Annotated in this window: 17 protein-coding genes and 1 riboswitch; of the genes, 12 read left to right on the top strand and 5 right to left on the bottom strand. The window is 37.7% G+C overall.

Annotated elements, in window-relative coordinates:
• Positions 1-239 precede the first annotated feature (239 nt).
• The 8 genes from hflX (at position 240) to MMB69_RS04060 (ending at position 10,121) form a co-directional block, all read left to right on the top strand.
• Entirely contained in the window at positions 240-1,502 is a 1,263-nt protein-coding gene (hflX, locus tag MMB69_RS04025) for a GTPase HflX (protein WP_481861855.1), read from the top strand.
• Between the two features lie 14 nt (positions 1,503-1,516).
• Positions 1,517-2,779, top strand: a complete 1,263-nt coding sequence (locus MMB69_RS04030) for a methionine gamma-lyase family protein (RefSeq protein WP_277448042.1) — start codon at positions 1,517-1,519, stop codon at positions 2,777-2,779.
• Between the two features lie 191 nt (positions 2,780-2,970).
• Positions 2,971-3,378, top strand: coding sequence for a MerR family transcriptional regulator (locus MMB69_RS04035; RefSeq protein WP_013058786.1), 408 nt, complete (start codon positions 2,971-2,973; stop codon positions 3,376-3,378).
• An 83-nt stretch (positions 3,379-3,461) separates the two neighbouring features.
• A complete protein-coding gene (glnA, locus tag MMB69_RS04040) occupies positions 3,462-4,796 on the top strand; it encodes a type I glutamate--ammonia ligase (protein WP_013084732.1) in 1,335 nt (444 codons plus the stop codon).
• A gap of 565 nt (positions 4,797-5,361) precedes the next feature.
• Positions 5,362-5,553 carry a hypothetical protein gene (locus MMB69_RS04045; protein ID WP_221784420.1) on the top strand — a complete coding sequence of 64 codons (192 nt, stop codon included), beginning with the start codon at positions 5,362-5,364 and terminating at the stop codon, positions 5,551-5,553.
• Between the two features lie 119 nt (positions 5,554-5,672).
• Entirely contained in the window at positions 5,673-6,713 is a 1,041-nt protein-coding gene (locus MMB69_RS04050) for an N-acetylmuramoyl-L-alanine amidase (RefSeq protein ID WP_277447227.1), read from the top strand.
• A gap of 191 nt (positions 6,714-6,904) precedes the next feature.
• Positions 6,905-7,045: riboswitch (cyclic di-AMP (ydaO/yuaA leader) on the top strand.
• Between the two features lie 162 nt (positions 7,046-7,207).
• Positions 7,208-9,034 carry an APC family permease gene (locus tag MMB69_RS04055; RefSeq protein WP_269870336.1) on the top strand — a complete coding sequence of 609 codons (1,827 nt, stop codon included), beginning with the start codon at positions 7,208-7,210 and terminating at the stop codon, positions 9,032-9,034.
• 109 nt (positions 9,035-9,143) lie between these two features.
• Entirely contained in the window at positions 9,144-10,121 is a 978-nt protein-coding gene (locus tag MMB69_RS04060) for a cation diffusion facilitator family transporter (RefSeq protein ID WP_264408511.1), read from the top strand.
• Positions 10,122-10,159: 38 nt separating this feature from the next.
• Here MMB69_RS04060 and MMB69_RS04065 read toward each other — a convergent pair whose 3' ends face one another.
• The 3 genes from MMB69_RS04065 to MMB69_RS04075 are packed head-to-tail and all read right to left on the bottom strand — an operon-like array spanning position 10,160 to position 13,052.
• Complete coding sequence (locus MMB69_RS04065) at positions 10,160-11,137, bottom strand: glycosyltransferase family 2 protein (protein WP_221784416.1); 978 nt, start codon at positions 11,135-11,137, stop codon at positions 10,160-10,162.
• Positions 11,134-11,526: a GtrA family protein gene (locus tag MMB69_RS04070; RefSeq protein ID WP_050689602.1), complete on the bottom strand. Its 393-nt coding sequence runs from the start codon at positions 11,524-11,526 to the stop codon at positions 11,134-11,136. The genes MMB69_RS04065 and MMB69_RS04070 overlap by 4 nt, the downstream gene beginning before the upstream one ends.
• Before the next feature lie 20 nt (positions 11,527-11,546).
• Entirely contained in the window at positions 11,547-13,052 is a 1,506-nt protein-coding gene (locus tag MMB69_RS04075) for an ArnT family glycosyltransferase (RefSeq protein ID WP_277447228.1), read from the bottom strand.
• Between the two features lie 283 nt (positions 13,053-13,335).
• On the opposite strand from MMB69_RS04075, the gene MMB69_RS04080 reads away from it, so the two are divergent.
• Positions 13,336-13,536, top strand: coding sequence for a hypothetical protein (locus tag MMB69_RS04080; RefSeq protein WP_260506714.1), 201 nt, complete (start codon positions 13,336-13,338; stop codon positions 13,534-13,536).
• Between the two features lie 67 nt (positions 13,537-13,603).
• Here the strand turns inward: MMB69_RS04080 and MMB69_RS04085 are convergent, their stop codons facing one another.
• Entirely contained in the window at positions 13,604-15,049 is a 1,446-nt protein-coding gene (locus tag MMB69_RS04085; RefSeq protein ID WP_221784414.1) for a magnesium transporter CorA family protein, read from the bottom strand.
• A gap of 211 nt (positions 15,050-15,260) precedes the next feature.
• Entirely contained in the window at positions 15,261-15,878 is a 618-nt protein-coding gene (gene lexA / locus MMB69_RS04090) for a transcriptional repressor LexA (protein WP_013058778.1), read from the bottom strand.
• 146 nt (positions 15,879-16,024) lie between these two features.
• Here lexA and yneA point away from each other — a divergent pair, with 146 nt between their 5' ends.
• The 3 genes from yneA (at position 16,025) to MMB69_RS04105 (ending at position 17,376) form a co-directional block, all read left to right on the top strand.
• Complete coding sequence (gene yneA / locus MMB69_RS04095) at positions 16,025-16,354, top strand: cell division suppressor protein YneA (protein ID WP_014458514.1); 330 nt, start codon at positions 16,025-16,027, stop codon at positions 16,352-16,354.
• 53 nt (positions 16,355-16,407) lie between these two features.
• On the top strand, positions 16,408-17,076 hold the full coding sequence (locus MMB69_RS04100) for a YneB family resolvase-like protein (RefSeq protein ID WP_221784413.1): 669 nt from the start codon (positions 16,408-16,410) through the stop codon (positions 17,074-17,076).
• 69 nt (positions 17,077-17,145) lie between these two features.
• On the top strand, positions 17,146-17,376 hold the full coding sequence (locus tag MMB69_RS04105; RefSeq protein WP_013058775.1) for a DUF896 domain-containing protein: 231 nt from the start codon (positions 17,146-17,148) through the stop codon (positions 17,374-17,376).
• The last annotated feature ends 145 nt before the right edge of the window (positions 17,377-17,521 follow it).

Below are 17,521 nucleotides of genomic sequence, written 5' to 3' on the forward strand. Positions count from 1 at the left end.
CTATTATTTTAAAATCAGGCAGCCTGATTCAAATTTCGATAAGTAAACCAACTCAAATTGTATACAGAATTTCGTGATATTTCAATGTTTTTTTAATCATCGTTTTATAGATTTTAAAAAGGGTGTTAAACTAGTAAAAGACAATGTATTCTGTCTCTTTTGCAAAGATGGAGAAATGGACATTTTTTTGATATGATATGAATGATTTGTCAATTTAATAGTAAGGGAAGGAAAAATCTTTGACAGCAGAAATGAATACTGAACTTGAACGCGTAATTTTAGTCGGATGTCAGCTTCATGACGATGACGAACGTTTTGAATATTCAATGGATGAGCTAGCATCTTTAACTGAGACTGCAAAAGGCGAAGTGCTGATAAGGTTAACGCAAAAGCGCGATCGCATTCATCCAGCTACTTATATTGGAAAAGGGAAAGTAGAAGAACTTGTGGCTCTTGAAGAAGAGTTAGAGCCTGATTTAATTGTATTTAATGATGAATTGTCACCGAGTCAAATCCGCAATTTGTCAGCAGGGTTATCTGCGCGTGTTATTGATCGCACGCAGCTGATTTTGGATATCTTCGCACAGCGTGCTCAAACGCGAGAAGGAAAAATGCAGGTGGAACTTGCTCAATTAAATTATCTGCTACCTAGGTTAGTAGGACAAGGTACCGCTTTGTCGCGTCTTGGAGGCGGAATTGGAACAAGAGGTCCTGGTGAAACGAAACTTGAAAGTGACCGCAGACATATTCGCCGTAAAATTGATGAAATTAAGCGTCAGCTAAAGACAGTGGTAAGTCACCGCGAACGTTATCGAGAAAGACGTAAGCGTAATCATGTCTATCAAATTGCAATTGTGGGCTATACGAACGCTGGTAAATCGACGATCTTTAACCGCTTAACAGAAGCTGGTATTTTTGAAGAAAATCAGCTGTTTGCAACTCTTGATCCAACGACAAGACAGTATACGCTTCCGTCAGGATTAACGGCTCTGTTAACGGATACGGTTGGATTTATTCAAGATCTTCCAACAACGTTAGTAGCCGCGTTCCGTTCAACACTTGAAGAAGTAACCGAAGCTGACCTTGTTCTGCACGTGGTAGATTCATCTAATCCAGATTACAACAACCACGAAAAAACAGTGCATCGCTTACTAGAAGAGCTGAACGTAACGGACATTCCGATGCTGACAGTTTACAATAAAGAAGATATGCAGCATGAACTATTTGTCCCATCCGCTTCGACATCGTTATCAATGAGCGCTTTTAAATCCGCTGATTTAGTGAAGCTTGGGGAAAGAATTCAAGAAGAAATGAAAAAAGAAATGGCGTTCTTTCATGTGCTGCTGCCGGCTTATGAAGGGAAAATGCTCGCTGAACTCAAAACGGTCTCTATTGTTGAGTCGTTAAAATTCAATGAAGAAACTGAGAAGTATCAGTGCAAAGGGTATATTGCAAAAGAGCATCCCCTTTACAAAAAGCTACAAATGCTTGAAGAAAGTTGAGGAACAAAGAAATGATGTTTGATCAGTTAAAAAACGGGGCACGCATTCGGGAACTTGCTGTAAAAGTAGAAAAACAAATTAAGCCTGTGCATGAGAAAATTGACGAGCGCATTGAAGCAAATCAATTTCGGGTGCTGCAAAGCTTTCAGCAAAATCGAGTGAGTGATTCACATTTTAATCCGACAACGGGGTATGGATATGACGATCTAGGCCGCGATACTTTGGAGAAAGTATACGCGGATGTTTTTGGAACAGAAGCTTGCCTGGTCCGTCCGCAAATTATTTCAGGTACGCACGCAATTGGCATATCGCTGTTTGGTGTACTGCGTCCTGGAGATGAACTATTATATATAACTGGAAAGCCTTATGACACCCTTGAAGAAATTGTTGGTATACGAGGAAGCGGCGTAGGCTCTTTAAAAGAATATAATATTAGCTATAAATCAGTAGATTTAACAGCGCAAGTTCAAGTGGATTTTGAAGAAGTGAAAGCGTCTATTCATGAGCATACAAAGATGATAGGCATTCAGCGCTCAAAAGGTTACGGCATTCGTCCTTCTTTTACAGTCGCGCAAATAAAAGAAATGATTTCGTTTGTAAAGAGTATCAAGCCTGACGTTATAGTATTTGTCGATAACTGCTACGGTGAATTTGTAGAAACAATCGAGCCAACGCATGTAGGAGCAGATTTGATGGCGGGGTCGCTTATTAAGAACCCTGGTGGAGGTCTTGCTAAAATCGGCGGCTATATTGCAGGACGAAAAGATCTAGTGGAAGCTTGTTCATACCGAATGACAACTCCTGGAATCGGTGCAGAAGCTGGAGCGACGCTGTATAGCTTGCAAGAAATGTATCAAGGGTTTTTCTTGGCGCCGCACGTAGTCGGTCAAGCCTTAAAAGGAGCGGTTTTCTCATCCGCTATGTTCGAAGAGCTAGGGATGCAAAGTGAACCGAAGTGGAACAGTGAACGAACGGATTTAATTCAATCCGTGCAGTTCGATGACCGCGATAAAATGATTTCTTTTTGTCAGGCTATTCAATTCGCTTCACCAATTAATTCACACGTAACGGCCTATCCTGCTTATATGCCAGGGTACGAAGATGATGTAATTATGGCAGCTGGAACGTTTATACAAGGAGCAAGCCTCGAGCTGACGGCAGATGGGCCTATCAGGCCTCCATATGTCGCTTACGTGCAGGGCGGGTTAACGTATGCTCACGTAAAAGTAGCAATATGTATGGCAGTAGATCAAATGCTGACGAAAGAACTTTTATAAAATATAAGATAGAAAGACTATTTTTCTCCCCGCTAAGAAAGAAAAGATAGGCTTATAAAAATAAACGAAGTGCTATTTATTTGTATAGAAGAAATGTTCAGAAAAATTTATGTTAGAATTACTAACATTCGGTTGACAGGTGAACTAACATAGCATACAATGTAAATAGTTAATCCAAAGGAGGAACTGAAATGAGTGACAACATTCGAAGAAATACGCCACTTTTCCCAATTGGAATTGTGATGCAGTTAACTGAGTTGTCGGCTCGCCAAATTCGCTACTATGAAGAACATGAATTAGTTGCACCAGTAAGAACAGAGGGAAATCGACGATTATTCTCATTTAACGATGTTGATAAGCTGCTTGAAATCCGTGATCTTATTGAACAAGGTGTAAACTTAGCAGGTGTAAAACAGCTGTTTCATCTTCAAAAGGAGCAAAAAGGGCATAAGCAAGAAGAAAAAGTTGTGGCAGCAACAGCAAAGCCAGAATTAACGGACGATGAATTGCGAAAAATGCTTCGTGCAGAACTTATGCAAGCAGGCCGTTTTAATCGAGCAACTTTAAATCAAGGAGATATGTCCAGGTTCTTTCATTAATAAAGTTATCAATATTTATGCCGTTCGTATATGAGGGGTATAGATTATAAATATTATATAGAGATTTAGGGGAGGATCACACGATGGCAAAGTACACAAAAGAAGATATTTTCCGCAAAGTTCAAGAAGAGAATGTAAAATATATTCGTCTTCAGTTCACTGACATTTTAGGAACAATTAAAAACGTTGAAATTCCAGTAAGTCAATTAGAAAAAGCGTTAGACAACAAAATGATGTTTGACGGTTCTTCTATTGAAGGGTTTGTACGTATTGAAGAATCAGATATGTATCTATTCCCGGATATTGATACATTTGTTATTTTCCCTTGGACATCTGAAAAAGGTAAAGTAGCACGTTTTATTTGTGACATCTACAATGCAGATAGAACTCCGTTTGATGGCGATCCACGTAATAACTTAAAACGTGTGTTAAAAGAGATGGAAGAGTTAGGATTTACTGATTTTAACCTTGGACCTGAGCCAGAGTTCTTCTTATTCAAATTAGACGAAAAAGGCGAACCTACATTAGAATTAAATGACAAAGGTGGCTACTTCGACTTAGCGCCAACTGACCTTGGTGAAAACTGCCGTCGTGACATCGTATTAGAGCTTGAAGAAATGGGCTTTGAAATTGAAGCATCTCACCATGAGGTAGCTCCTGGACAACACGAGATTGACTTCAAATATGCTGCTGCATTAAAAGCTTGTGATGATATCCAAACGTTCAAACTTGTTGTAAAAACAATTGCACGTAAACATGGCTTACATGCTACATTTATGCCAAAACCATTATTTGGTGTGAATGGTTCAGGTATGCACTGTAACGTTTCATTATTTAAAGATGGTCAAAACGCATTTTATGATGAAAACGGTAATCTAGAGCTAAGTGATACTGCTCGTCAATTTATCGCAGGTATCATCAAGCACGCACACAGCTTTACAGCAGTAACAAATCCTACTGTAAACTCTTACAAGCGTCTAGTGCCTGGATATGAGGCTCCTTGTTATGTTGCATGGTCTGCTCGCAACCGTAGCCCATTGATCCGTATCCCAGCTTCTCGCGGCGTAGGAACTCGTGTTGAGGTGCGTAGCGTAGACCCAGCTGCTAACCCATATTTAGCAATGGCTGTTCTATTAAAAGCTGGTTTAGATGGAATCAAGAACAATCTTGAAGCTCCAAAACCTATCGATCGTAATATCTATGTAATGACAAAAGAAGAGCGTGTTGAAGAAGGTATCGTAGATTTACCTGCAACATTAGCTCAAGCTTTAGATAGCTTCCAATCAAACGAAGTTATGGTTTCTGCATTAGGTGAACACTTAGCAGAGCACTTCGTTGAAGCGAAAGAAATCGAGTGGGATATGTTCCGTACACAAGTTCATCCTTGGGAACGTGACCAATACATGAGCCAATATTAATTCCTAAAAGTCCGAGAGATCGTTTATACGTTCTCTCGGACTTTTTTGTTTTTCAAAATGAATAACATTCTGCATGCGTATATTAAATATCGAACTAAGCTGTTCATAAAACAAGTATAGCTGCCTGTCGTACAATTTACGGGAGGCTTTTTATTGTTTTGTTAGATACAGGAAAGAATTTGGTTATATAAATTAAAAAGGATAAGCTTTTTGTCTCATTGAATCTATATGTAAAAGTAGTGTATAACAGATAGAGAGATTGTTTATGCGTTCACTCTGCACTTCAGTATAACTTCAGAGAATTTTCAGCCAGGCGTAGTGTTATTAGAAAATACTGTTGGAGAGGAATGGAATGAAAATGCAAGAAGGAAATTTTTTCAAAGGTTTAGTAATAGGCATATTAATAAGCATTCCAATTTGGATTATTCTCATTGTTATAGGCGTTCTGCTTTTTAAATAGGTCCTAACGTTATAAAGATCAAAAGTGTTAGGTCGAAGAAGATCCGCACGATGAATCGTGCGGATTTTTTTATTGGTAACGTGAACGTAGATTTCATCTATTTAGTTGCTTCTAGCTGTTGATTGGAGGGCAGGCGAAGACTCCTGCGGGAAAAGCGGAATAGGTGAGACCCCGCAGGAGCGTAAGCGACGAGGAGGCTCACCAGCCGCCCGCGGAAAGCGAAGTCTTGCACGGAAATCAACAGCGGTGTCACAAGCAATCCCTACTAGAGCACTTGTCCCATTTGTTCGTTTTTAGATTGGAGTGGTTTCGTTATGGCACAATCTCCTTTTTTAGTAATTTTTCACTAAGTAGGCTAGTAACTGTAGCACTTTTTTCCCTCATGCATATGTTAGCAATAAGGAGGGACAAGTAATATGAAAAAAATTTATCTCGATGCAGGACATGGTGGGGCAGACGTAGGAGCAGTTGGAGCGAATGGATTGTATGAAAAAAACCTAGTTTTGAAAATTCAACAATATTTAATAAGCTATTTAAATAGCACGTACAGTGATTTTACGATTAAAACCACTCGTACCACAGATGTTTTTTTATCGTTATCTCAGCGCGCTTCTCAAGCTAATTCGTGGGGCGCAGACGCATTTATGTCTATTCACGTAAATGCCGGTGGAGGAACAGGGTACGAAGATTATGTTTATAGAAGCGCTAGCAATGCCAGTAAAACGTTTCAATCGATTGTACACGGCCAAGTACAGCCAGCGCTGCTGTCGTATAATCATCCGAATCGCGGTCGAAAATCAGCCAATTATGCGGTGCTTCGCTTAACAAATATGCCCGCAGTACTCACTGAAATAGCTTTTATTGATAACAGTACAGATGCAGCACTTCTTCAAAATGAAGCTTTTTTAAAAAGCATGGGTGAATCGTATGCAAAAGGAATTGCCGTATATTTAAATTTACCTCGTCGTGCAGTTCCAAATCCATCCCCATCTCCAACACCAAATCCTTCACCTTCTGAACCGGGTACAAAAACGTATACGATCAAGCAAGGAGATACGCTTTACAGTATTGCACAGAAGTACAACATAACAGTACAGGCGCTTCAAGAAGCGAATACAGGGCTTTCTGATCCTTTAACACTACAGGTTGGAAAAACAATTGTTATTCCTTCAGGAACTTCATCAACACCAACACCAACACCAGCACCGCCTTCTGAACAATATCCACTTCCCAATGGAATTTTAAAACAAGGCGATTCTGGAGAAGCTGTGAAACAGCTTCAAAGAGCATTAAACGCGGTTAATTTTAAAGTAGGGTCAGTAGACGGAATATATGGAGTTCAAACGAAAGATGCAGTCAGACGTTTTCAGCTTGTGTATCTTCCTTATGATGTAGATGGCATTTATGGTCCTCAAACGAAAAACAAGCTAGCAGCTGTTTTAAAAGCAAAAAGTTAAAGCAAGAAGGTCTTCTGTAAGCAGGCAGAAGGCCTTTTGTTTTCCCATTAAAAGCGTCTTAAGCACTATTTTATAATTTACGTAAAATAATGCTTTACAAACCATTTGTACGGGAGTATATTATCTAAGAACAAAGGATAGTTATGAACGAAACATGTTATCAATCATACTCTTTAACCGAAAATTATATTGACCTGTTATCGCTTAATTCGTCAGGAGTGGGGGACCCAAATTTGTGCATTGTCACTTGGGGTGAATCCTTTTTTAAAGGTAGGGCTACTCTCATAGCCCGAATCCGACAGCTAACCCCATAAGCGTTTTGGAGAGGAGGTTTAAGCTGTGTAAAAACGCTGAGAACCCTTAGTGTTTTTTTTGTGCGCTTTTTTAACATAAAAAAGTATTTTTTAGGAATAATATCACTTATTCGTGAACTTGTAACGGAGCTTAGCAATGAACAGTAAATAGTAGCTAGGCAATCATCGGAGGGAAATTACGTGAACTATTCAGTTCTCAAAAGATTATTGATTGGAAAGCCGCTTAAAACAAAAGAGTTAGGCGATCAAAAGCTTAGTAAGCTTAAAGCACTGGCTATTTTATCATCAGATGCCTTATCTTCAGTGGCTTATGGAACAGAACAAATTTTGATTGTACTTGCAACAGTAGGCGTCCTTGCCTATTGGTATTCAATTCCAATTGCGATTGGGGTATTGGTGCTGCTGACGGCTTTAATTCTTTCATACCGTCAAATTATTTATGCGTATCCGCAAGGCGGAGGAGCTTATATTGTTTCCAAAACCAATTTAGGAGAAAATCCCGGGCTTATCGCTGGGGGATCACTGTTGGTAGATTATATTTTAACAGTTGCTGTGAGTGTTTCAGCAGGAACCGATGCTTTAACTTCGGCTTTTCCAACGCTGCATCATTACAATGTAGTAATTGCGTGTTTGCTGGTGATTTTTATTACCGTCTTAAATTTACGTGGTGTAACAGAATCCGCTTCTGTATTAGCTTATCCGGTTTATTTATTTGTTATTGCTCTTATTTTGTTAATAGCGGTAGGCTTGTTTAAAATAGCGACAGGTCAAGTTTCACCTGAGCTTCATCCCTCTCTCGGTACAGTAGTGCCAGGTATTAGTTTGTTTTTATTATTAAAAGCTTTTTCATCAGGGTGTTCGGCATTGACAGGTGTAGAAGCCATTTCAAATGCAGTGCCTAACTTTAAAGAGCCAGGTGCAAAAAATGCTGTTCATACATTAATGCTGATGGGCGGTATTTTAGCCGTTTTATTTTCTGGCATCACGTTTTTAGCTTATTGGCTTGGCATTTCTCCAAAAGCAGATGAAACGGTTGTATCACAAATTGCATCGAGTGTGTTTGGACGAAATGGATTTTATTATTTTATTCAAGGCACAACAGCTCTAATTCTAGTGCTAGCGGCGAATACGGGCTTTTCTGCTTTCCCTTTGCTGGCTGTCAACTTATCTTCTGATAAATACATGCCAAGAATGTTTCAAATTCGTGGTGATCGATTAGGCTATTCAAATGGAATTGTGACCCTTGGAATTGCTTCTATTGTCTTAATTGTAGCTTTTAAAGGAGCGACTGAACAATTAATTCCTCTTTATGCAGTCGGGGTGTTTATTCCATTTACGCTTTCTCAAACAGGCATGATTGTCAAATGGCTTAGAGAAAAGCCGGCCGGCTGGCAAGGGAAGCTAGCCATTAACTTAATTGGGGCCCTCATTACCTTAACGGTGCTAATTATTTTATTTACAACGAAGTTTTCACAAGTATGGTCCGTGCTCATTTTCTTACCGGTTATTGTCTATATTTTTCATCGCATTCATACGCATTATGAAGCGGTAGGAGAGCAGCTTCGCATTAAGCAAGGAGAAAAGATTGGAAAGCTTGAAGGAAGTGTAGTCATTGTTCCTGTAGCAGGAATGACAAAGGTAGTAGAAAATTCATTAAATTATGCACGAACGATTGGTGATACCGTTATTGCAGTGCATGTGGCCTTTGATCGAGAAAGCGAAAAGAAAATGGAAGAGAAGTGGGAGAAGTGGCAGCCTGATATTCGTATTGTTACGTTTCATTCTCAATACCGCAGCTTAGTGCGGCCGCTGTTTCGATTCATCGATATGGCTGAGGAAAAAGCGCGAGAAAATAACATGGCCATTACGGTCGTTATTCCGCAATTCATTACGAAAAAAAGTTGGCAAAATATTCTTCACAATCAGTCCAGTCTGCTGTTAAAAGCACATTTGCTTTACCGCAAAAATGTAATTGTTACAACTGTACCGTACCGTTTTAAAAAATAATGAAACATGACTAAAAACCTCCAACTTGTATGTTGGAGGTTTTTAATTTTTAAATTCACATACACTAACCGTAATCGAATCTCATCAAAGGTGCAAACGGAGGGATTACATGAGTGAATTAATTAAATTGTTGCGAAAAGGAAATAAATCGGCCATGATGGCCGCTATAGTGAATACCATTATTTCCATTATTAAAGGAATTGCTTTCGCTTTAACAGGGAATGTAGCGATGTTTGCTGAAACGATGCACAGCTTAGGAGATGCAGCTAATCAGTTTTTTGTTTTTATAGGTTCGGCATTAAGTAAAAAAGCCCCGACCAAACGATTTCCAAACGGTTTCGGCCGATTGGTTAATCTTGTTCTATTAGGAGCGGTTCTTGTAGTAGGGATTATGGCGTTTGAAACGATTAAAGAAGGATATCACCACATTCTTCATCCGACGAAGTCTTCAGGCTTTATTTTAAATATTGCAGTACTTGGCATCTCGGTATTGCTTGAGATGTTTGTCTTATTTAAGGCAATGAAAGAAATTTTGCACGATGTCGGAATGAATACCGCACAGGTCAATGTTTTTACCCAAAGCTTTGTTCATTTAAAGAAAGCAAAGCCAGCAACCAAGCTGGTCTTTATGGAAGATCTGGTAGCTACTGGAGGAGGCGTATTGGCATTAATCGCTGTTTTCATTTCACGGTTTACACCTTTTCACCAAGCTGAAGGAATTGCTTCTATTTTAATTGGGCTTATGATGTTTTTTGTAGTAGGACGAGTATTTTTAGACAACGCTGCGGGAGCCCTTGGTGAAGCAGATAAAGAAATGGAAATAAAAATTGGCGCGATTGTCATGCAAGATGTGCAAGTGCGTGATATTCAAACATTAATGGTGATGAAAGAAGGAGAAGAGCTTCACGTTGAATTAAAAGTAGAAATTGATCCTTCTTTAACAGTGGCCGAAGCTGATGATATTAAAGATCGTCTGGAAAATCGTATTTTACAGGAAAAAGGAGTAACGGATGTCATTATTGAATTTGATGAAGATGATGGAATTCCGGACTGGGCGCCAAGTGATTTACAGCTTCAAAAAGAATAAAAACAAGGAAGAAAACAGTTGTTTTCTTCCTTGTTTTTTTAGCTATATACTTTTTCACGGACGTTTGGAGAATCTGTTGAAGCTTTTGAGAAGTTAATGGTTTCACGTACAACGTAAATAGGTCTATTTTTACTTTCGTCGTAAATTCTTGCGATGTATTGTCCGACTAGACCTAAACCAAGTAGCTGAATGCCGCTAAAGAAGGTGATAGCTACCATAATGGAAGTCCAGCCAGGCTGAATGTTTTTACCTATCAGCCAAACAACAATCGAATAACTTAAAACTAAAAGTGATACAAAAACCGATATTAAGCCAATAACCATTACTAAACGCAAAGGCTTCGTTGAAAACCCAATAATTCCATCTGAAGCAAACTTGATCATCTTTTTTAAAGGATATTTTGTTTCACCAGCAAAGCGTTCATCGCGCTCATATTCTACATATGTTTGCCTGAAGCCAATCCAAGACATCATTCCTCGTACAAAACGATTACGTTCAGTCATTTTTTTGAATACATCCGCTACTTTTCGGTCGATAATACGAAAATCTCCCGTGTCTTTAGGGATTTCGATATCGGACATATAATTTAAAAAGCGATAAAAATACTTAGCCGTGGCTAATTTAAAAAAGGTCTCTCCGCTTCGTTTCTTGCGCTTTGCATATACAATTTCATAGCCTTGCTGCCATTTAGCAATTAATTCGGGAATCATTTCAGGCGGATCTTGTAAGTCCGCATCAATAATAACGATAGCATCACCTTGAGCATAATCAATGCCTGCTGTTACGGCAGTTTGGTGCCCAAAATTACGAGCAAAATCAATAACTTTCACATTAGAATCCATAGCCGCTACGTCTTTCAAGATTTCAATTGTTCGGTCGGTGCTGCCGTCATTGACGAAAATGAATTCATAGTTAATGTGGTTTTTATGCATGACGGAAAGCAAGCGATTGTAGCATTCATTGGCTACTTCTTCTTCAAAATACATAGGTACCACAATTGAAATTAGTTCTCTCATGCTTTACCTCCTATCGAGTGATGGTTTGTGTGCTTAAACGTCCATATTTTATTAAGGAAAAAATTGATAAACATTCCTATACAAGTAGACAACAGTTGTCCAATTATTGGATTAGCAGGTGTATAGTGTACAAGAAGGAATAAGCAGCTTGTATTAATTGCTAAAGTAATAAGGTTTACGATGAAAAATTGAGCTAGCATCCATTTATGTACAGTTGCTTGAAACACCCACGATTTGTTCCAATAGTAGCTGTTTATGACGCCAATAAAATAAGATAGTACGTTAGCCAATATATAATTCATATCAAAATGAATGAGTGCTAAGTAACTGATAATAGTGAGCAGGGTATTCATTATACCTACAAATCCGAATTTCAGGAATTTTATCACGGTTGCATAATCCCTTCCATTTAATTTATCTCTTCATATTTTGTCTGGGGCTTATTTTTAGTAAATCGTGCTATTAAATAGGATAGAATCACTGAAATACCAAACCCTTCGAGCAGCATAAAACTTGGAAAAATAAAGAATCGATAGCGAGTTTGAATTTCAATAAGCAAGTGAATAAGAACGTATCCTATGATTAGTAATAAAAACAGTGTATACGGATATTTATCCTGCTTCTTCAGGAATAAACATATAAGTCCAATAATGGAAAGAATAGTAGTTGAAACATAAATAATTCTTTCATAACTTTGAGCAGCACTAATTAATTTTTCTTTATTAAAAGGTACATCTTCTTGAGGAGTTAATGAAATGCTCCAAAATGTAGATGCATCCGTTCCTCCCCACATATTTAGGAATTTAATGTGAAAGAGATCTAAAAGCTGCTCTTTATCTGCTACCCGCTCTTTAATTACCTTTTTTTCTGCTTCAGCTCGTTTTTCTCCAATTGGCATACCCATAAAACGACTAGCATCCTCTGAAGAATAAGAACCGCTTGTTTCGTAATTAAAGCCAATGACGAATTTCCATAAAGGATCTCTGTTACTTAAAGGATATTTAGAAATACCGCTAGCAACAAAAGAATAGTTGATCAGCGCATTTGCAATAAAAAAAGTAGCCAGTATGCCTACGAGGTTTTTTCCTATTTGTTTTCGGCGAACTTTTAACTCAGCAGCATCCTTCGTTTTAATGTAAGGTTGAAGAATTTGCAAGATGAAATAAATGAAAACAGCAACGATAATAATGGGTCCTAGAGGGCGCATTAAATTTCCTAACGACAATAGAAGGCCAATATAAAGCCAGCTAAACTTGCTATGAGCAAATCTTTTTATAATAAGGTAAAAAGCTGCATAAAATAAAAAAGTAGCCAAATGCTGGTTAGTTAACACTGAGCTATAGAGAATGTTCGGAATGTAGAACGCGTATAGAAAAGCTGCCATTCTCCCAGCAAGTTCGTTAAATACTTTCGCGCCAATTAAATAAATAAAAATAACGGTTCCAGTGGAATAAAAAATATTTAACAATTTTAATATAAAAATATTATCTCCAAAACAGCGAATAATAACAGATTCATAGAATGAAAAGCCTAGCTGATATACCCATGTAGTGAAATAAACGCTTTGGTTAAATTCATAATTTCCTTTTGCGATATTACGCGCGGCATCTAGCATGACAAGAAAGTCAGATTTTACAGGCGTTTGAACAGAAAGCATCCATGCTAGTCGAATACCTAAGGTCAAAACGATCAGTGAAATAAAAAAAACAGTTTTGTTCATGTATCTACTTGCAATAGCTATTAGAAAAATGACAAGGAAAGTGATAAATATTCCTTCAATGATAAATGAATTACTTAAAGCCAAGCCTTTTAATTCCAATGAATTTGTCATCGCACTGTAACTGCCCCATAGAGACCATGTGAGAATAATGACACATAAAAGAATCAGGCTTTTGGATAAAAATGAGTTAAGCATATTACCTCCTGCAAATTATTTCAAAGATAAGGTACAAAATTCCTACCCTATGATACCATATTTTATTATTTTGTATATATTTTTCTTATAGAGTATAATGTTAGATTGTTCTGATATTACAACAGCGGCACAACGTTTGATAAAAGGTTCAGCGGAGTAGGCAGTGATTTAGTAATAGATAAAAGAGGTTGGGAAAAAAGAATTTTAGTCGAAGTGAAAAACGAACCATTGATCAACATGTTTGATTAGTGGTTCGTTTTTTTATGGTAAACGTAGGTTTTATTTGTTTAGTTCTTTCCAGCAGTTGATTGGAGGGCAAGACGAAGACTCCTGCGGGAAAAGCGGAACAGGTGAGACCCCGCAGGAGCGTAAGCGACGAGGAGGCTCACCGGCCGCCCGCGGAAAGCGAAGTCTTGCACGGAAATCAACCGCGGTGTCACAAGCAATCCCTGCTAGCTTATTTATTCCATTTGTTCTCCTTTAGACTCGCTTGATTTAGTTATGTCTCAATCTCTTCTTTTTTATCATGTGTTTTCTGATGCGAACAGCTTTTATGTTTTAAATCGATCTTTTAATAAATTCCATAGGGAACTCACTCCGAGACTAATGCTGATCAGAATTCCTGATAGAGCTACTATTAAAGCGATATATTCAAAGATAGAAAACTGCTTCATACTATCCCAATTGATGTTTCCCTTTAGTTTGCTAATAACTAAATTCATTCCGTAAATACCGGAAAGAACCGTATAAATCGTTAAAATCAATAATAAGTAATTGTGACGTTTGGCTGCGATTTTCTCTTGATTTTGGTACAAAGTACCAAGGGTTTCTTTGACTTCTTGATAAAGAGAATTGATGTGGAAGATTTTTTTAAAGAGCTCAGAAAACTCTTGACCTTCTGTGCGAGAGCTAATTTCTAAAAATAAATATTTACCTGAAAATACGGTAATAGAGCGGATTAGTCGTTCAATGCCCTCTGAATTTTTATGAAACGTGAGCTGAGAATACTCATAAGATAGTTTTAGCAACACGATTTTATAGAAAAAATGTAAAAATAAATTATAGTAATGCTGGCCAAATAGATGATTCATCAAAAGCTGATCCGTTTTAGAGTCTGCCGATTTAGAAATACATGAAAACACATGGTCTGTTATGACGTAATAAGTTTCAGGAGCCCACCTTTCATACACATGTTTAGTATTATACGTTTTAATATACTCATGATTGTGTGCAGAAATAAACGCTTTCCCGTCAGGCGTATAGCTATTTAGCTGCCCAGTACGAAATAAAGTTGTGGAATTAATCTCTTGCTCTTTATTTACCGTTACATAACTTAACACAAACATCCGTTCATCGATAAAATAAGGAAGGCTCCCAACGTGCTGTTCACGCGTGGCTTCTTTCTTGATGTGTTCGTTCAAAAATGGCGCAAGCTGTGAAAAAATATAATCTTGTACTTTGCTATAGCGATGATGTTCATAGGTAATGGTGGATCCATGCTCTTCAGCAAGCTTCGGTTCTAATACACGAAAATGATTCATGAATTCTAAAATATCATCATAGGTATAATGATCATGGCTCATCTCAGTGCGAATGGTCATGACGCCAATTTCAAAAGGACATAAAAAAACATCCACAGACAGCACGTTGCTAGACACGGTGGTGGAGGAAGTGTGTAACGTAATGGTATGGTCTATTTTTTTGGAAAATCGAAGCAACCCTTCTTTTTCGCACGAGTCAGGGAATAGAATACATTCAATGTAAGGAAGAAAATATTGATCCAGGCTATCATGAGATACGTAATACTGTTCTCCGTAGTATTCTTTTTCTAAATGTTTGTTTTGAATGGAAAAAAACTCGAACAAATTTTCTTTCAGTGCATGAACAAGCTGCTCTTTATTTTTTCGATCAAAGGAAAAAGGAAAAAGAAACATGTTCATTGCTTTGGTAGGTACAATGGTTTGAAATGATTCTGTTTTCCTTGGTGTATTGGTCATAAACTACATCCTTCTTATGGTCGGTTGTATTTCCTTGTAAGAGTCGCGGAAATGCAGATAGAAAGTAAAAAGTGAAACAAGCTTTACAAAAACCGTTCTACCTGCTTGCGATGATTCAACGTATCATTTATAATATGCCAATTTTTTTAGAAAACAAACGTAAAAAAACCAACTAACATCATGATTAGTTGGCTTTACATACAGTGTCTGATTAGTGAATCGTGCGATATACACCAGTTACTTTTCCTAAAATCGTTACGTGGCGAAGAATAATAGGCGCCATCGTTGAATTTTCAGGCTGTAAACGAACGAAATTTTCTTCTTTGAAGAAACGTTTTACCGTTGCTTCGTTATCCTCGGTCATAGCGACCACAATATCTCCATTATTAGCCGTTTGCTGCTGACGTACGATTACCATATCGCCATCTAGAATACCTGCTTCAATCATACTTTCTCCCATAATTTCAAGCATAAATACATGATCATCTGGAGAAACGAATTTATCTGGAAGAGGGAAATATTCTTCCACATTTTCAACGGCTGTTATAGGAAGACCCGCTGTTACTTTACCGATAACAGGAACATTAATGACATTGCTTTTAGGGATGTTTACTTCATCTAGTTGAAGAACTTCGATTGCTCTTGGTTTTGTTGGATCTCTGCGAATTAACCCTTTGCTTTCTAAACGAGCTAAATGCCCGTGTACAGTGGAGCTAGAGGCTAATCCTACCGCTTCCCCAATCTCGCGAACAGAAGGCGGATAACCTTTTAATTTTACTTCGTGCTTAATAAAATCTAGTATGTCTTGTTGACGTTTTGATAGCTTCATATTTTTCACCTCGATTTTAGCTATTCTTTAGGTGAATTATACCACGTGATGTGTCAATATACAAACATAAGTTCGAAGAATTCCATTGACAGAAACAAATGTTCTCAATAAAATAAGAACATATATTCTGATAGGGGGATCATAATATGCAACAATTCTTACATTCTATGAAACATTACGCTATTTTTTTTGCAGTTATCGCTGCACTTACATATGTATTGACGCTGGTTTTAGGAGCGGATAAAGTAGATTTAGACAAATATTCAACGGTTACTATTACAAAAGGAGATACGCTTTGGGACTTGTCCAACAAGTATCATAATCACCATCATTTGACCACCAATGAATTTGTCAAATGGGTTGAAGACGTCAATGATTTAAACTCAGATACTGCCCAGTCTTTATCACCTGGAGATAAATTATATATTCCTGTTTTAAAAAAAGAGTTACATAATCAAGTGGCAATTGAACAGTAGTGTGTAACGGCCGTTCCTGAATATTGTTAGAAGCCGAAAAGGTCGTGATAAAAGTGGACGCCATTATTTATTGCCGTGTCAGTACGGATAAAAAAACCCAAGAAACATCTTTACAGCGCCAGCAAGAAGAATTAAAAAAGCTTGCTGATCTTCACCATCTAGAGGTGAAAAAAGTCGTGATGGAAAAAGCAAGCGGATATGATGTAGACAGAGAGGGTATTTTGGATGTTCTTCATACAATGAAAGAAGAGAAAATATCCGTGCTGCTCATTCAAGACGAAACACGATTAGGCAGAGGAAATGCCCGAATTGCGCTGCTTCATGCTTTTCATAAAGAAAATGCTACCATCTATACGATTAGTCATCAAGGTCAGCTTCAGCTTTCAGAATCTGATTCAATGGTGTTAGATATTATTAGCTTAGTGGAAGAGCATCAGCGGAAATTACATAATGCTAAAATTAAAAGAGGAATGAAAAGAGCCGTAGAAAACGGTTATCGTCCGCAGAAAAATTTAAAAAATCAAGGAGTTAACTCGGGAAGGGAAAAAAAAGAAGCGCCGATTGAAGAAATTGTCCGCCTTCGTCATAACGGCTTAACCTTTGCTGAAATTTCAGTTACGCTAAAAGGTTTTGGTCATAATATTTCAAAAGCGACGGTACATCGCCGCTATCAAGAGTACCAAGAGAGTGCTCAATCTCTTGATAAAACGAAAGAGATTTAGTAAGATGACTACATGTTGCCGGAGCGGTTCGGTAATTTTAATTATTGATTATAAGGAGATAGGTTTTATATGCTATCAAAAGATAAACTTGCTCGTATTAATGCTCTTTCAAAAAAGGCAAAGGCTGAAGGGCTGACAGAATCTGAAGCGAAAGAACAGCAAGAGCTACGTCAGGAATATTTAAAAGTTTTCCGACAATCTATGACAAATCACCTTCACACGATTAAAGTTGTGGACGAAGAAGGTAAAGATGTTACGCCTAAGAAGTTAAAAGAGAGTAAAAAGAAGCGTCTTCACTAAGATGTTCTAGTAAAACTAGAGGGAGTGTTCCCTCTAGTTTTTTGTATATTTTTAATAAGGGGCACAAAAACTGTAAAAGTGGAAATTTTTTTGGTTCAAGTATTGTACAAATAAGCAAATCATTAGTATGATAACATATGTACAT

This window comes from Priestia sp. P5, from assembly GCF_029522155.1.
GTDB classification, from domain to species: domain Bacteria; phylum Bacillota; class Bacilli; order Bacillales; family Bacillaceae_H; genus Priestia; species Priestia megaterium_E.

What these genes read in the sequence shown, in the direction of transcription:
- yneA (WP_014458514.1), top strand. Translation starts at nt 16,025, where the DNA reads ATGCAACAATTCTTACATTCTATGAAACATTACGCTATTTTTTTTGCA.
- MMB69_RS04030 (WP_277448042.1), top strand. Translation starts at nt 1,517, where the DNA reads ATGTTTGATCAGTTAAAAAACGGGGCACGCATTCGGGAACTTGCTGTA.
- MMB69_RS04105 (WP_013058775.1), top strand. Translation starts at nt 17,146, where the DNA reads ATGCTATCAAAAGATAAACTTGCTCGTATTAATGCTCTTTCAAAAAAG.
- MMB69_RS04075 (WP_277447228.1), bottom strand. Translation starts at nt 13,052, where the DNA reads ATGCTTAACTCATTTTTATCCAAAAGCCTGATTCTTTTATGTGTCATT.
- MMB69_RS04035 (WP_013058786.1), top strand. Translation starts at nt 2,971, where the DNA reads ATGAGTGACAACATTCGAAGAAATACGCCACTTTTCCCAATTGGAATT.
- MMB69_RS04065 (WP_221784416.1), bottom strand. Translation starts at nt 11,137, where the DNA reads ATGAGAGAACTAATTTCAATTGTGGTACCTATGTATTTTGAAGAAGAA.
- lexA (WP_013058778.1), bottom strand. Translation starts at nt 15,878, where the DNA reads ATGAAGCTATCAAAACGTCAACAAGACATACTAGATTTTATTAAGCAC.
- MMB69_RS04085 (WP_221784414.1), bottom strand. Translation starts at nt 15,049, where the DNA reads ATGACCAATACACCAAGGAAAACAGAATCATTTCAAACCATTGTACCT.
- glnA (WP_013084732.1), top strand. Translation starts at nt 3,462, where the DNA reads ATGGCAAAGTACACAAAAGAAGATATTTTCCGCAAAGTTCAAGAAGAG.
- MMB69_RS04060 (WP_264408511.1), top strand. Translation starts at nt 9,144, where the DNA reads ATGAGTGAATTAATTAAATTGTTGCGAAAAGGAAATAAATCGGCCATG.
- MMB69_RS04050 (WP_277447227.1), top strand. Translation starts at nt 5,673, where the DNA reads ATGAAAAAAATTTATCTCGATGCAGGACATGGTGGGGCAGACGTAGGA.